The sequence below is a fragment of the Rhizobium sp. CB2179 genome, from assembly GCF_057653455.1.
The window spans coordinates 4,313,518-4,327,831 of the sequence record NZ_CM172781.1; the positions used below are offsets into that span (position 1 = coordinate 4,313,518).

At 61.4% G+C, this 14,314-nt stretch carries 14 protein-coding genes and 1 tRNA gene; 9 read left to right on the plus strand and 6 right to left on the minus strand.

What is annotated here, in order from left to right:
* Positions 1–19: 19 nt before the first annotated feature.
* On the minus strand, positions 20–370 hold the full coding sequence (locus AC244Q_RS21270) for a P-II family nitrogen regulator (protein ID WP_003543684.1): 351 nt from the start codon (positions 368–370) through the stop codon (positions 20–22).
* A 210-nt stretch (positions 371–580) separates the two neighbouring features.
* Positions 581–1,465 (minus strand): acyl-CoA thioesterase II, encoded by an 885-nt coding sequence (gene tesB, locus AC244Q_RS21275; RefSeq protein ID WP_012759387.1) that lies wholly within the window; start codon positions 1,463–1,465, stop codon positions 581–583.
* Positions 1,466–1,548: 83 nt separating this feature from the next.
* Here tesB and AC244Q_RS21280 point away from each other — a divergent pair, with 83 nt between their 5' ends.
* Entirely contained in the window at positions 1,549–2,763 is a 1,215-nt protein-coding gene (locus tag AC244Q_RS21280; protein WP_012759388.1) for a ubiquinone biosynthesis hydroxylase, read from the plus strand.
* Between the two features lie 45 nt (positions 2,764–2,808).
* Here the strand turns inward: AC244Q_RS21280 and AC244Q_RS21285 are convergent, their stop codons facing one another.
* The 4 genes from AC244Q_RS21285 to AC244Q_RS21300 form a co-directional block, all read right to left on the minus strand.
* Complete coding sequence (locus AC244Q_RS21285) at positions 2,809–2,997, minus strand: Trm112 family protein (RefSeq protein ID WP_012759389.1); 189 nt, start codon at positions 2,995–2,997, stop codon at positions 2,809–2,811.
* 9 nt (positions 2,998–3,006) lie between these two features.
* The gene (locus tag AC244Q_RS21290) at positions 3,007–3,693 is read right to left on the minus strand and encodes an LON peptidase substrate-binding domain-containing protein (RefSeq protein ID WP_017995461.1); all 687 of its coding nucleotides are present in this window, start codon (positions 3,691–3,693) and stop codon (positions 3,007–3,009) included.
* 177 nt (positions 3,694–3,870) lie between these two features.
* Complete coding sequence (gene trxA / locus AC244Q_RS21295) at positions 3,871–4,845, minus strand: thioredoxin (protein WP_128406550.1); 975 nt, start codon at positions 4,843–4,845, stop codon at positions 3,871–3,873.
* Positions 4,846–5,005: 160 nt separating this feature from the next.
* On the minus strand, positions 5,006–5,515 hold the full coding sequence (locus tag AC244Q_RS21300; protein ID WP_128406549.1) for a prolyl-tRNA synthetase associated domain-containing protein: 510 nt from the start codon (positions 5,513–5,515) through the stop codon (positions 5,006–5,008).
* Between the two features lie 256 nt (positions 5,516–5,771).
* On the opposite strand from AC244Q_RS21300, the gene AC244Q_RS21305 reads away from it, so the two are divergent.
* From AC244Q_RS21305 to AC244Q_RS21340, 8 genes are all read left to right on the plus strand, one after another.
* Positions 5,772–5,846: transfer RNA gene (locus AC244Q_RS21305), tRNA-Gly, on the plus strand.
* A gap of 274 nt (positions 5,847–6,120) precedes the next feature.
* A complete protein-coding gene (locus AC244Q_RS21310) occupies positions 6,121–6,549 on the plus strand; it encodes a hypothetical protein (RefSeq protein WP_164902313.1) in 429 nt (142 codons plus the stop codon).
* 28 nt (positions 6,550–6,577) lie between these two features.
* A complete protein-coding gene (locus AC244Q_RS21315; protein ID WP_128406548.1) occupies positions 6,578–8,020 on the plus strand; it encodes a M81 family metallopeptidase in 1,443 nt (480 codons plus the stop codon).
* 210 nt (positions 8,021–8,230) lie between these two features.
* Positions 8,231–8,962: a FadR/GntR family transcriptional regulator gene (locus AC244Q_RS21320; protein WP_012759394.1), complete on the plus strand. Its 732-nt coding sequence runs from the start codon at positions 8,231–8,233 to the stop codon at positions 8,960–8,962.
* Between the two features lie 91 nt (positions 8,963–9,053).
* On the plus strand, positions 9,054–10,562 hold the full coding sequence (locus AC244Q_RS21325; RefSeq protein ID WP_012759395.1) for an ABC transporter substrate-binding protein: 1,509 nt from the start codon (positions 9,054–9,056) through the stop codon (positions 10,560–10,562).
* Positions 10,563–10,687: 125 nt separating this feature from the next.
* Positions 10,688–11,635, plus strand: coding sequence for an ABC transporter permease (locus AC244Q_RS21330; RefSeq protein ID WP_012759396.1), 948 nt, complete (start codon positions 10,688–10,690; stop codon positions 11,633–11,635).
* On the plus strand, positions 11,632–12,507 hold the full coding sequence (locus tag AC244Q_RS21335) for an ABC transporter permease (RefSeq protein ID WP_012759397.1): 876 nt from the start codon (positions 11,632–11,634) through the stop codon (positions 12,505–12,507). The genes AC244Q_RS21330 and AC244Q_RS21335 overlap by 4 nt, the downstream gene beginning before the upstream one ends.
* 21 nt (positions 12,508–12,528) lie before the next feature.
* The gene (locus AC244Q_RS21340) at positions 12,529–14,313 is read left to right on the plus strand and encodes a gamma-glutamyltransferase family protein (RefSeq protein ID WP_128406547.1); all 1,785 of its coding nucleotides are present in this window, start codon (positions 12,529–12,531) and stop codon (positions 14,311–14,313) included.
* Position 14,314: the final 1 nt, after the last annotated feature.

Below are 14,314 nucleotides of genomic sequence, written 5' to 3' on the forward strand. Positions count from 1 at the left end.
GCTCCTTGATCTGCCGTTCTTACAGCGCTTCTGAATCGGTTTCGCCCGTACGGATGCGCACGGCATGGTCGATCGAATAGACGAAGATCTTGCCGTCGCCGATCTGGCCGGTCTTGGCCGATGCCGCAATGGCCTCGACCGCCCTGTCGACGAGTTCCGATGCAACAGCGATTTCGATCTTGAGCTTCGGCAGGAAGCTGACTGCATATTCGGTGCCGCGATAGATTTCGGTGTGCCCCTTCTGGCGCCCGTAGCCCTTCACCTCGGTAACGGTCAGCCCCTGAATACCGATCGCCGTAAGGGCTTCGCGGACCTCATCGAGCTTGAACGGCTTGATAATGGCCATCACAATTTTCATCTGGTTTCCCATCCTTCGTTATCCTCGGCACGGAGCCGACTCTCCTTGCCGCTGACGTTCCTGAACAGCGACCGGCGATATACATTCAAGGGGCGTGCCAGATTCAAGGCAGATCGTAAGTTATTGAAAAGTAAAGGTTATAATAAATAATGCCAATAAACAGGCAAATGACCGGCCGATAAGCGCACAAATAACGCGCAAATTCGAAAAGATGCACATTATTTATTCATTTGCCTTTTTCCGAATCAGACCTTCCTGCGCGACAGAGGCAATCAGCTCACCCGATCGCGTAAATAGGCTACCCCGGGTTAATCCTCTGGCGCCAGAAGCCGACGGACTGTCCTGCGTGTAAAGCAGCCAGTCGTCGAGCTTGCAGGGTCTGTGGAACCACATGGAGTGATCGAGGCTCGCCACCTGCAGGCTCTGGTCGAAGATGGACGTTCCGTGCGCATAGAGCGACGTATCGAGCAGCGTCATGTCCGAAAGATAGGCAAGCACGGCCGCCTGATAGAGCCTGTTGTCGGGAACCGGGCCGGTAGCGCGCACCCAGACATCCTGCTTCGGATCGAGCTTCCTGTCGGAAAAATAATGCGTCAGCGAGACGGGACGGATCTCGATCGGCCGCTCGCGCTGCCAGTATTTTCGGATCGCCTCCGGCGCGTGCGCGAGATACTGTTCCTTGATCTGCTGCTCGCCGAGCAGCGCCTCCGGCATCTCGACATCGGGCATCGTAATCTGATGTTCGAAGCCCGGCTCCTCCACCTGGAAGGAGGCCGACAGCGCGAAGATCGCCTTGCCGTGCTGGATGGCGACGACGCGCCTCGTATTGAAGCTCGATCCGTCGCGGATGCGTTCCGCCTGGTAGATGATCGGCACCGAGGGATCGCCGGGACGCATGAAATAGGCATGCAGCGAATGGACGAAACGCTCGCCCTCGATGGTGCGCTGCGCCGCCATCAGCGCCTGGCCGATCACCTGGCCGCCGAAGACCCGCTGCCAGCCGACCTTCGGGCTGCGGCCGCGGAAGATATCGACCTCGATCGGCTCGAGGTCGAGCGTAGAAAGCAGCGTCTCCATCGCCGAAGGCTCTGATGTCTCGCGCGTCATTTCTATGTCTCCCGGCGGTAGGAAGTGAAGTTGCGATGATCTATATAGAGCACATCTGAGGCACAAGGTACGGGAGCGGCGCGATGCTGGACATGCTGGTTGTGGGCGGGGGTTATGTCGGCCTTTCCGCCGCTGTAGCGGTCAAACAGGCAGCACCCCATCTGAATGTCGCCGTCGTCGAGGCGGCCCCCGAGCATGTCTGGAAAAACGATACGCGCGCTTCCGCCGTCATCGCGGCGGCGGCAAAGATGCTCGAGGTCTTCGGCATCTGGAACGAGATCGAGCCGGAAGCCCAGCCGATCACCAAGATGATCGTCACCGACTCCAAGACCTCCGATCCGGTGCGTCCGGTTTTTCTGACCTTCGACGGCCAAGTCTCCGAAGGCCGGCCCTTCGCCCACATGATCCCGAATGTTGCCATGGTCGCAGCCCTGCGCGGCGCCTGCGAGCGGCTCGGCATCGATATCCGCCATGGGCTCGGCGCCACGGAGCTGAAAACCCACGACACTCATGTCACCGTCACGCTTTCGGACGGTGGTACGCTGGAAACCAAGCTATTGGTTGCCTGCGACGGCGTGCGCTCGAAACTGCGCGATCTCGCCGGCATCAGGACCGTCACCTGGGACTACGGCCAGTCCGGCATCGTTGCAACCGTCGAACACGAGCGGCCGCATGACGGCTGCGCCGAGGAACACTTTTTGCCGGCCGGCCCCTTCGCCATCCTGCCGCTCAAGAACAACCGCTCCTCGCTCGTCTGGACGGAGCGGACGCCGGATGCTAACCGGCTGGTCGCCGCCGACGACCTGATCTTCGAGGAAGAGCTCGAACGCCGCTTCGGCCACAAGCTTGGGAGCCTGAAAGTGATCGGCGACAAGCGTGCCTTCCCGCTCGGCCTGACGCTCGCCCGCTCCTTCGTCGCGCCGCGTTTCGCGCTGGCTGGCGACGCCGCCCATGGTATCCACCCGATTTCGGGGCAGGGCCTCAATCTCGGCTTCAAGGATGTGGCGGCACTTGCCGAAACCATCGTGGATGCCGATCGCCTCGGCCTCGATATCGGCTCGATCAATATCCTCGAGCGCTACCAAACCTGGCGCCGCTTCGACACTTTCCGCATGGGGGTGACGACCGACGTCTTGAACCGGCTCTTCTCCAACGACGCAACGCCGATCCGCATCGCCCGCGACGTCGGGCTCGGCATCGTCGACCGGCTGCCACGCCTCAAATCCTTCTTCATCGGCCAGGCGGCCGGAACGACGGCAAAGGACAATCCGCGGCTGCTTGCCGGAGAGACGATTTAAAGAGGCGCTTGCGCATAACTCGAAATCGGAAACGCTAAGGACGCTCTATTCATCAAGACGGCGAGCCTCTGACACCAGCATGATCGGAATGCCGTCGCGGATCGGATAGGCAAGCCGCGCCTTTTCCGAGACAAGTTCATTCTGCTCGCGATCATAGGAAAGCCGGCCCTTGGAGAGCGGGCAGACCAGGAGATCGAGCAACTTTGGATCGACGCGGCTGAGTTTTTCGTCCATGGCTGAAGTCTACTGCAGAACCGTGTCGGAGTCACCAAAGACGCGCGCCAGCACGATTTCGGTAATGGCGATCAGCGTCTCGGCTCGCGTCTTCAGGTCGGGCGCCTCCAGCAGCGCTTGCTTTTCCGCCGGCCCGAAGGGCGACATCATCGCCAGCGAATTGACCAGCGTCAGATTGCTCGCGCGTTCAACGCTCTCCCAGTCGGCCTCGAGCTTGTTGGCATCGAGATAGGCCTTGAAGGCGGTCAGAAGCGCTGCGCGATCGACCGCCTCCTCCTCGTTCGCGGCCGAGAGGTCGGCGATAAAAGGGGCGATACGGAAGATGCGGAAAGGATCGCTGGTCGCTTTCTCCTCCAGCAGCCGGAAGCGGCAGACGCCGGTCAGCGATACGATATAGCGCCCGTCGCCGGTCTCCGCGAAAGAGGTGATGCGGCCGAGGCAACCGACGGCGGCAAGGTTGGGCTCGCCGCCCTTGTCCTCGTGTTCGCCGAATGCCGGCTGCACCATGCCGATCAGCCGGTTTCCGGTCAGTGCTGCATCCAGCATCGCCAGATAGCGCGGCTCGAAAATGTTAAGGGGAAGCTGCCCGGCCGGCAGCAGGAGGGCGCCGGTCAGGGGGAAGACAGCGATCGCATCAGGCAGATCGCCCGGCTTCAGGTATCTGGCATTCCCGACTTGCATGAAACCGTCCCGCATTCTTGTAACGGGCTTGCCCGTCCTGACGAGAATGTGGTGCCCTCGTCCGAAAACGCAAGGGCAGATGCTCGAAACTTAACTCGTACGCCGAAAATCGGAATCGGTTCTCGGAAGAGATCCTGCACCGATTCAATGCGATAGACCGACCGTGGCGCGTGCTGCGGGATGCGCGGCGCCCTACGAAAACAGCATCGCCGAAAGCTTGCGCCGCGCTGCAACTGTCGCTGGATCCTTGAAGCCCCAGACCTCGAAGAACTGCAGCAGCTGGCGGCGGGCGCCGTCATCGTCGAAGGCACGGTCCTTGCGCATGATCAGCAGCAGATGGTCGGCCGCTTCGTCGCGCCGGCCTTCGACATTGCGGATCTTGGCAAGCTTGATCCGCGCTTCGTGGTCATCGGGATTGGCGGCCAGTTCACGCTCGAGCGCAACGGGATCACCGAGCTTGCGGGCCTCCTCGATCTGCTCGAGCTTCATCAGCACGGCCTGGATGCCGGCGTCTTTCGCCAGCTCTTCCGGCAATTCCGTCAGAATTTCGCGCGCCCGCTGATGCTGGTTGGCGGCGATCATGCATTCGGCCATGCCGGCAAGCGCCTTGGCATTCTCGGGATCGGCCTGCATCACGGCGCCGTAGAGCTGAGCGGCCTCGTTGATATTGCCGGCGGCAAGCAGTTCCGCCGCTTCAGCAACCACCGCTTCGATTTCGGCCGCCTCGTCGGCGCCGGCCGGACCGGCGATCCGGTCGATGAACTGCTGGATCTGGCTTTCCGGCACCGCGCCCATGAAACCGTCGGCGGGACGGCCGTTGACGAAGGCGATGACGGCGGGGATCGACTGGATGCCGAGCTGACCGGCGATCGAGGGATGGTCGTCGATGTTCATCTTGACCAGCCGAACGCGGCCCTTGGCTTCGTTGATGACCTTTTCCAAGACCGGCGTCAGCTGCTTGCACGGGCCGCACCAGGGTGCCCAGAAATCGACCAGTACCGGCTGCTTGCGCGATTCCTCGATGACGTCCTTGGCGAAATTCGCGGTCGTCGTCTCCGTGATGTAGCTGCTGGCCGCAGCCGCGGGTTCCGGCGCAGCACCGAAGTTTGTCGTCGCCGTCATCTGATTTCCGAAGGAAGCATTATAGGGGTTGTCGCTGCCGCTCATAGGTATCTCCCGCCGCGCCGATCCTGCCGGCGTCTTTGCTAAAGCATGTCGCGCAAAACTGTGTGGCGGTTTTGCGATAAAGGCATGCGCAAAACCAAAGACTAAAGCGCGGCAGGCGAATCTAAAAGATCGAGACGCGCTTTAGCGCTAAAATCGTATGTCAGGACGTCACTTTCAAGACAAGTGGCTTATGTCCCGTCGCTTCCATGAAACGGATGAGATCGCTGCTCGCAATCGAGGTCGTCGCATCATTGGATAGCGGATGGCAGTTGACGATCTCGTGCGCCATCAGCTCGGCATCGAGCACGAAGGTGACATTCTCAGCGGTATCGTTGATCGCACCGAAGGCCGTGACCGAGCCCGGAGCAACGCCGAGATACTCCATCAGCTTCTCCGGCCTGCCGAAGGAGACCCGGCCGGAGCCGCCGATGGCATTATGCACTTGCTTGAGGTCGACGGCAGCATTTTCCTCCACGGTCAGCAGAAAATATCTGTCCTTCTTGTCTTTGACGAACAGGTTCTTGGTGTGGCCGCCGGGGATTTCATCGCGCAGGGCCACCGATTCCGCCACGGTGAAAACCGGCGCATGGTCGACCGTCTTATGGGCGATGCCGAGCCCGTCGAGGAAGGCAAACAATTCTTCTCTTGTCTTCGGGGCATTTTCGGACATCGGGCAATCCATTGGACAGGAAGGGAAAAAAGCGAGGCGTCCTGATTAAGGCGGTCCACATCGTTTGGCAATCTTTGCGACCGACGCTTTGCCCCGCATTTGCGGCCTTTCCGCCGGGCGTCAGCGAACACCAGAATTTTTCTTCGCCTCTCCGTCATTTCCCTGTTGCATTTGAAAACCCGTTAGGCCATATAGCGCCGGTCGCCGCGAGGCGGCGCCCACGGTCCAACAACTACCCCGGACCGATGTGGATTGAGCGGGTGTAGCTCAGGGGTAGAGCACAACCTTGCCAAGGTTGGGGTCGAGGGTTCGAATCCCTTCGCCCGCTCCAGTTTCTCAAATAAAATTAAATGTCTGCTTAGCGCCGGGATAGACGCCCTTGCGCCAACGCACGGCAAGAGCAGATTTGACGCCTTGCGCTGCTCCGAGCTCATTTTGGCAGGAATCCATGAGCTGGATAACCATTCTCGAAGAATACGACGGATAGCCTCTGAGTGGGTGGGCGCATCGACTTACTGTTCGGCGAACCTGTCGAGGCGCTGCGCTGAATTCATCGGCCAGCCAGACCCCCACCATAATCTATATAGCACTTCGGAATCCCGAAATTGGTTGCGGTGTTGAAATCATTGGATGTTTCCTCGCGGCGACACCACCCAAAACGCGACGAATTTCGGGATCCCGAAGCGGGGAAATTTCGGGATCCCGAAGTGGGATTTTTTCTTTATGGCGATGCGGCCGCGTTTGTCGGCAACAATCGGCCCGCGGCATCCGACGGAAGAAACCGAGCCGGTCGGAGGCTCACCGATTACGGCACTTTCGACCTCGACGCCGGCTTAGAAGATCAAGATTGTAATTTATTTTGGTTGATTGGTTCGTTTGTAAACTTATTGTCGAGGCAAAAGGACGCGTCTGCGGATCGGATCCCGAATGTTCAGTTTATCGCAGCACAACTCAGTCGACCGACACAGATCCGCACCCGGCGCGTCGATACCGGCGCCGGAGCCGGGTTGCCAGCATCGCCCATAACTTTCTGACTGCTCCCAACATAAACTGAGGTTTCCCATGCGCATCGCCGTCGGTGGCATTCATATCGAATGCAGCACATACAACCCCGTCCTGAACGAGGAGAAGGATTTCCGCGTGCTGCGCGGCGCGGCGCTGCTGGAAGCGCCGTATTTCGCCTTCCTCAGGGATTACGCTGCCGAATTTCTGCCGACGATCCATGCCCGCGCCATCGCCGGCGGCCCGGTTTCGCGTGCCACCTACGAGGCCTTCAAGGGTGAATTCCTCGAGCGGCTGAAGCCGATGCTGCCGCTTGACGGTCTCTATCTCGCCATGCACGGCGCCATGTATGTCGAGGGCATGGAGGATGCGGAAGGCGACTGGATCAGCGCGGCCCGTGCGCTGGTCGGCAAGGATTGCACGGTCTCGGCAAGCTACGATCTGCACGGCAACGTCACGCAACGCATCATCGATGCGCTCGATATCTATTCCACCTACCGCACTGCGCCGCATATCGATGTCGAAGAGACGATGCGCCGCTCCGTTTCCATGCTGGTAAAGAGCCTGAAAACCGGCGAGAGGCCGGTCGTGCTCTGGGTGCCGATCCCGGTCGTGCTGCCCGGCGAGCGCACCAGCACCGTCGATGAGCCGGCAAAGAGGCTCTATGACATGCTGCCTGGGATCGATGCGATCGACGGCGTCTGGGATGCATCGCTGATGGTCGGCTATGTCTGGGCCGACGAACCGCGCGCCACCGCCGCCGCGATCATGACCGGCACCGACCGCACCGTGCTGGAGCGCGAGGCCAAACGCCTCGCGAGGGCTTATTGGGATGCGCGCGAAGACTTTGTCTTCGGCTGCAAGACCGGCACGCTCGAGGAATGTGTCGAAAGGGCGATCGCAAGCCCGACCGCTCCTGTGGTGCTTGCCGAATCCGGCGACAACCCGACCGGCGGCGGCGTTGGGGACCGGGCTGATGTGCTGGCAGAGCTGATTGCCAGGGGCGCCACCGGCGTCGTCTTTGCCGGCATCGCCGACAAGGCGGCGACCGAGGCCTGTTATGCCGCTGGCATCGGTGCGGAACTGGAGCTCAGTGTCGGCGCCTCGCTCGACACCCAGGGTAGCAAGCCCGTTCACGGCCGCTTCACGGTCAAGTTCCTGCATGAGACATCAGATCCCACAGACCGCCAGGCGGTAGTTTCGGTCAGTGGTATCGATCTCGTGCTCTCCGCCAAGCGTCGGCCCTATCACAACATCGTCGACTTCACCCGGCTCGGCCTCGACCCACACAAGGCCAGCATCATCGTCGTCAAATCGGGCTATCTCTCGCCGGAACTGGCGCCGATCGCCAATCCGAACCTGATGGCGCTATCAACAGGGGTCGTCGATCAGTTCGTCGAGCGCCTGCCGCGGCTGCGCAAGCAGCGTCCGACCTATCCTTTCGACAAGGATTTTGCCTTCGAGCCGCAGGTTTTTCTCTCCGCACGCTCGACGCTGGCCTGAGCTTCAGCTGAACCAATTGCATTTTCTGGATGACATTGTCGATCGCGGCGCCGCCCTGTCGCCGCGATCGACTGCTTTCCCGTATCGCGGCAATAGCGGGATTTGAGCAAAAAACGGGCAGATTTGGATTTGCACAAAAAAGCGCTTGACGGTCGGCGCTATTTGGTTTGGACTGAACCAATAGAAAATTGGTACGGACCATTTAAGCGAATGCCGATGGATGAGACGCAGGGCAATTCGAATTATGCGCTGGAGAGGCTGAGGGCTCTGCTGCGGTCCGACAGTCTCGACGCCGACGGCAAGCTGCCGACCGAGCGCACCCTTTCGGAAATGCTTGGCGTCGGCCGCCGTGCCGTCCGCCGTGCCCTCGAAGTGCTGGAGGCTGAGGGCCGCATCTGGCGCCGCCAAGGCTCCGGCACCTATGCCGGCCCGCGCCCCGACGGCTGGAGCGATCATGTCGGCTCGATCGTTGCCGGCACCGATCTCATGGAAGTCATGGAAGTGCGCCTGCGCATCGAACCGCAGCTCGCCCAGCTTGCCGCCATGCGCGCCAAGGCCGCCGATATCGAGCGCATGTATGATCTGGTGAAGAAGATCTACGAAAGCACCGATGCCGACGGCCGCGAACTCTGGGACGGGGCGCTGCACCGCCAGATCGCCCAATGCGCCGGCAACGGCTTCTTCCTCACCATCTTCGACGTCATCAACCGGGTGCGCCAGGACGAGGCCTGGCAGACGATCCGCGAGCGCGCCCGCAGCGCCAGCCGGACGCGGCCCGTCACCTTCGGTCAGCACACGGCGATCGTCGATGCGATCGCCGCTCGTGATCCTGCCAGGGCGGGCGAAGCGATGCGCCAGCATCTGCTGACGCTGCAGGAAAGCCTCATCCGCATCACCTCGCTCGATCATAGCGAAACGGAGGTCGACAAGACCCTCGCCTGAACAGCGAGGTGAGCAGGGAGAAGAGAGACGGGCGGGCCATAACCGCCGGAATGGAAGCCAAAACCAAACAAACAGAACAGAGGAGAATGGAATGAAGATCGCCAAATTGCTGACCGCCACCGTTGCCGGCGCGCTGTTTGCGCTTCCTGCCTTCGCCGTCGACCTGAAGATCGGATTGCAGGACGATGCCGACGTGCTCGATCCCGCGCAGTCACGCACCTTCGTCGGCCGCATCGTCTATACTGCAATGTGCGACAAGCTGGTCGACGTCTCGCCGGATCTGAAGATCGTGCCGCAGCTTGCCACCGAATGGAGCTGGTCGGCCGACGGCAAAGAGCTCACCATGAAGCTGCGCCAAGGCGTCAAGTTCCATGACGAGACCCCGTTCAACGCCGAAGCCGTCGTCGCCACCATCGAGCGCAACATCACCTTGCCGGAATCACGCCGCAAGAGCGAGCTGACCTCGGTCGCAAAGGTCGAGGCGACAAGCGAATACGAGGTCAAGTTCACCCTCAAGGCGCCTGACGTCACCCTTCTTGCCCAGCTTTCCGACCGCGCCGGCATGATCGTCTCGCCGAAGGCCGCCAAGGAGCTCGGCGCCAAGTTCGGCGATCACCCGGTCTGCGCCGGTCCGTTCAAGTTCGTCGAACGCATCCAGCAGGATCGCATCGTGCTCGAAAAGTTCCAGGACTACTGGAACAAGGACAAGATCTTCATCGACAAGCTCACCTATCTGCCGATCCCGGATACGACGGTGCGCCTCGCCAATCTGCGTTCCGGCGATCTCGACATGATCGAGCGCCTGGCCGCGACCGATGCTGAAGCCGTGAAGGCGGATTCGAGCCTGGTCTATGCCGACGCCGTCGGCACCGGCTACATGGCGCTCTATACCAATATCGGCAACGGCGCGCGTGCCGACAATCCTTTCGGCAAGGACAAACGCCTGCGCCAGGCTTTCTCGCTGGCGATCGACCGCGATGCCGTCAACCAGATCGTCTATGAAGGCACGGCCGTCTCCGGCAACCAGCCCTTCCCGCCGAGCAGCCCGTGGTTCGACAAGGATATTCCCGTCCCCGCCCGCGATCTCGACAAGGCCAAGGCGCTGATCAAGGAAGCCGGCTTCGACCGCGTGCCGATCGAGCTGCAGATCCCGAACAATCCCGTTGCCATGCAGATGATGCAGATCATCCAGTCGATGGTCGGCGAAGCCGGCTTCGACGTCAGCCTGAAGTCGACGGAATTCGCCACGCTGCTGAGCGAGCAGACCGCCGGCAACTATCAGCTCAGCCGTTCCGACTGGTCCGGCCGCGTCGATCCCGACGGCAATATCCATCAGTTCATCACCTGCAAGGGCGGCATCAACGACACGAAATACTGCAACGCCGAGGTGGACAAGCTGCTGAACGAAGCTCGTGCTTCGACCGACGATGCCGTGCGCAAGCAGAAATACGATGCCGCCGCCGTCATCCTCAACGACGATCTGCCGATCATCTATCTCGGCCATCAGTCCTGGATCTGGGCGCTGCACAAGAACATCACCGGCTTCGTTCCGTCGCCGGATGGCATGATCCGCCTCGTCGGCGTCAAGAAAGCCGGCTGATCCCTAGAGCATGATGCCGAAAAGTGTGAGCGGCTTTCGGACGACATCATGCTCTACTTTTTGATCCAGCAAATCATGCGGCGGAAACCCTCCGCCGCATGACCCCAGTCGTGTCAGGATCGCCCATGTACACCTACATCGCCAAACGGCTCTTGGTCGCCATACCGACGCTTTTGATCATTTCGGTCTTCGTCTTCTCGCTGCAGAAGCTGCTGCCCGGCGATCCGATCCTCGCCATGGCCGGCGAGGAACGCGACCCGCAGGTTCTCGAATTCCTGCGCGAGAAATACCGGCTGAACGATCCCGTGCCCTATCAATATGTCCGCTGGCTGGGTGCGGCCCTGCAAGGCGATCTCGGCATTTCGCTGCGCACCAACCAGCCGGTTCTGCAGCTCATCGCCGAAAAGCTGCCGGTCACCATCCAGCTCGCCATCATGTCGATGATCTTCGCCTTTGTCATCGGCGTGCCGATGGGCATCCTGGCGGCCGTCAAGAAGAACACGATGATCGACTATCTCGCCAACATCATCGCGCTGACCGGTCTGTCGATCCCGAATTTCTGGCTCGGCATCATGCTGATCCTGCTGGTTTCGGTCAATCTCGGTTGGTTGCCGGCATCAGGTTACGAACCCTTCTTCAGCAATCCGCTGCGTTCGCTGGAAACCATGCTGATGCCCTCCTTCGTGCTCGGCAATGCGCTGGCCGCGACCCTAATGCGGCATACACGCTCGGCGATGCTGAGCGTCCTCAGCACCGATTACATCCGCACCGCCCGCGCCAAGGGGCTGGCTGAAAGCTCGGTCGTGCTCGAACACGGCTTCCGCAATGCCATGCTGCCGATCGTGACGCTGACTGCCTTGCTCTTCGGCGAACTGCTTGCCGGTGCCGTGCTGACCGAGCAGATCTTCACCATTCCGGGTTTCGGAAAGCTCATCGTCGACGCCGTCTTCAACCGCGACTACGCCGTCGTCCAGGGTGTGGTGATCTGCACCGCGATCGGCTTCATCCTGATGAACCTCTTGGCCGACATTCTCTACGTCCTGCTCAATCCACGCATGAGGGCCGCCCTATGACCGCGATCGGAGAGACCGTCATTCCCTCTGCGATCGACCGCTCGCCGAGCCGTGCCTGGCGCAAGCTGAAGGCCAACAAGGGTGCGCTCGTCGGCCTTGCGATCATCGCCTTCTTCGCAATCCTCGCCATTGCCGCCCCCCTCCTTCCGATTCCCGATCCGAACGCCACAAGCTGGTCGGCGATCCGCAAGGCCCCGTCCGCCGCCCATTGGCTTGGCACCGACGACATCGGCCGCGACATTCTTTCCCGAATGATCTGGGGCGCGCAGGCTTCGCTGATGGCCGGCGTCTTCTCGGTGGCGATCGCCGTTGTCATCGGCGTGCCCTTCGGCCTTATCTCCGGTTATTTCGGCGGCTGGATCGACATGGTGATCTCGCGCATCACCGAAGCCTTTCTGGCCATGCCTTTCCTCATCACCGCGATCGCGCTCGCAGCCTTTCTCGGCCCGAGCCTGACCAATGCGATGATTGCGATCGGCCTTTCCGCCATGCCCGTCTTCGTGCGGCTGACGCGCGGCCAGGTGCTTTCGGTCAAGATCGAAGAATATGTCGAGGGTGCCCGCTCGATCGGCCTCCGGTCCTCGAGCATCATCACCCGCTACATCCTGCCGAACGTCTTTGCACCGATCCTCGTGCAAGCGACGTTGACCATCGCCACCGCGATCATCGCCGAGGCAAGCCTCTCCTTTCTCGGTCTCGGGCAACAACCGCCGGCGCCGAGCTGGGGCTCGATGCTGAACGTCGCCAAGAATTTCCTCTCCCAGGCGCCATGGATGGCGATGTGGCCGGGTGCCGCGATCTTCCTCGTCGTCATCGGTTTCAATCTTTTAGGCGACGGCCTGCGCGATGCGCTCGATCCGCGCGAAGCATGATTTCTCGAAAGGACATTTGACATGACCGCATTCACCACCCGTCCCGAGATCCTCGGCACCTTCGGTGTCGTCACCTCGACGCACTGGATCGCCTCGGCCGTCGGCATGAGCATTCTCGAAAAGGGCGGCAATGCCTTCGACGCGGCAGTGGCGACGGGCTTCGTGCTGCAGATCGTCGAGCCGCATCTTTGCGGTCCGGGCGGCGATATGCCGGCGGTGATCTATTCGAAGAAGAAGGACAAGGTCGAGGTCATCTGCGCGCAAGGCCCTGCCCCCGCCGGTGCGACGATCGAACACTATACGGCAGAGGGCCTGAGCCTGATCCCCGGCGACGGGCTGCTTGCGACCGTCATCCCCGGCTCCTTCGATGGCTGGATGCTGATGCTGCGCGACTATGGCTCGATGAGCGTGCGCGATGTGCTGGAACCGGCGATCTATTACGCCGAGCACGGCCATCCGATGCTGCCGCGCGTCTCCGCCACCATCAAGGGGCTCGCCGCCTTCTTCGAGAAGGAATGGCCGACCTCCTACGAGACGTGGCTGCCAGGCGGCAGCGCGCCCGAAGCGCATGCGAATTTCAGGAATCCGGTGCTTGCCGAAACCTGGAAGCGCGTCATCGCCGAGGCGGAAGTGAAAAGCGGCCGGGAAGCGCAAGTGCAGGCGGCCCGCGACGCCTTCTATCGCGGCTTCGTTGCCGAGAAGATCGACGATTATCTGAAGACCGCCGAGGTGATGGATGCAAGCGGCAGCCGCCACAAGGGCGTCCTGACTGCCGCCGACATGGCGAACTGGTCGGCGACGATCGAGGAGCCGCTGACCTATGATTATCATGACTGGACGATCGCCAAGATCGGCCCCTGGGGCCAGGGTCCGGTCTTCCTGCAGACCCTGTCGATCCTCAAAGGCTTCGATCTCGCCGCGATGGATCCCGCTGGCGCCGATTTCGTCCACACCGTCGTCGAGGCGATGAAGCTCGCCTTCGCCGACCGCGAAGTCTATTACGGCGATCCTGACTTTTCGGAGATTCCCATCGCGCATCTGCTGTCGGAGACCTATGCCGCCGAGCGCCGCAAGCTGGTCGGCACAGACGCCTCCTTCGATCTTCGCCCCGGCATCGTGCCTGGCTTCGAAGCGCAGCATGATCTGACGATGAAGATGCTCGGCGCGGATTCCAAGACCGGCGCCGTCTACGAGCCGACCATGGCGCATCTTTCCGAAAAGCGCGGCGACACCGTGCATATCGACGTCATCGACCGCCACGGCAACATAGTCTCCGTCACGCCATCAGGCGGCTGGCTGCAATCCTCGCCGACCGTGCCCGGCCTCGGCTTCTGCCTCAATTCCCGCGCCCAGATGTTCTGGCTGAAACCAGGGTTGCCGACGTCGCTTGCGCCCGGCAAGCGGCCGCGCACGACGCTGACACCGTCGCTCGGCCTCTATGAGGGCCGCCCGACACTGGCCTTCGGCACACCCGGCGGCGATCAGCAGGAGCAGTGGCAGCTTTCCTTCTTCCTGCGTTATATCAATCACAAGCTGAACCTGCAGGCGGCGATCGACCAGCCGCTGTTCCACACCTCGCATTTTCCGGGCTCTTTCTATCCGCGCACCCGCGAACCCGGCAGCCTGATGGCGGAAGCGAATTTCGGCCCTGATGTCCTTGATGCCCTGCGTCGCAAGGGTCACAAGCTGACGGTCGCCGATCCCTGGACGATCGGCCGGCTGACCGCCGCGAGACGCGATGCCGACGGACTGTTGCGCGCTGCAGCCACCCCGCGCCTGATGCAGGCCTATGCGATCGGGAGATAGT

Excerpts from the sequence above, each read along its gene's own strand:
- AC244Q_RS21300 (WP_128406549.1), bottom strand. The coding sequence starts at position 5,515 with ATGTCCGAAAATGCCCCGAAGACAAGAGAAGAATTGTTTGCCTTCCTC.
- AC244Q_RS21340 (WP_128406547.1), top strand. The coding sequence starts at position 12,529 with ATGACCGCATTCACCACCCGTCCCGAGATCCTCGGCACCTTCGGTGTC.
- tesB (WP_012759387.1), bottom strand. The coding sequence starts at position 1,465 with ATGACGCGCGAGACATCAGAGCCTTCGGCGATGGAGACGCTGCTTTCT.
- AC244Q_RS21325 (WP_012759395.1), top strand. The coding sequence starts at position 9,054 with ATGAAGATCGCCAAATTGCTGACCGCCACCGTTGCCGGCGCGCTGTTT.
- AC244Q_RS21285 (WP_012759389.1), bottom strand. The coding sequence starts at position 2,997 with ATGGACGAAAAACTCAGCCGCGTCGATCCAAAGTTGCTCGATCTCCTG.
- AC244Q_RS21290 (WP_017995461.1), bottom strand. The coding sequence starts at position 3,693 with ATGCGGGACGGTTTCATGCAAGTCGGGAATGCCAGATACCTGAAGCCG.
- AC244Q_RS21335 (WP_012759397.1), top strand. The coding sequence starts at position 11,632 with ATGACCGCGATCGGAGAGACCGTCATTCCCTCTGCGATCGACCGCTCG.
- AC244Q_RS21330 (WP_012759396.1), top strand. The coding sequence starts at position 10,688 with ATGTACACCTACATCGCCAAACGGCTCTTGGTCGCCATACCGACGCTT.
- AC244Q_RS21280 (WP_012759388.1), top strand. The coding sequence starts at position 1,549 with ATGCTGGACATGCTGGTTGTGGGCGGGGGTTATGTCGGCCTTTCCGCC.
- AC244Q_RS21270 (WP_003543684.1), bottom strand. The coding sequence starts at position 370 with ATGGGAAACCAGATGAAAATTGTGATGGCCATTATCAAGCCGTTCAAG.
- trxA (WP_128406550.1), bottom strand. The coding sequence starts at position 4,845 with ATGAGCGGCAGCGACAACCCCTATAATGCTTCCTTCGGAAATCAGATG.
- AC244Q_RS21320 (WP_012759394.1), top strand. The coding sequence starts at position 8,231 with ATGCCGATGGATGAGACGCAGGGCAATTCGAATTATGCGCTGGAGAGG.
- AC244Q_RS21315 (WP_128406548.1), top strand. The coding sequence starts at position 6,578 with ATGCGCATCGCCGTCGGTGGCATTCATATCGAATGCAGCACATACAAC.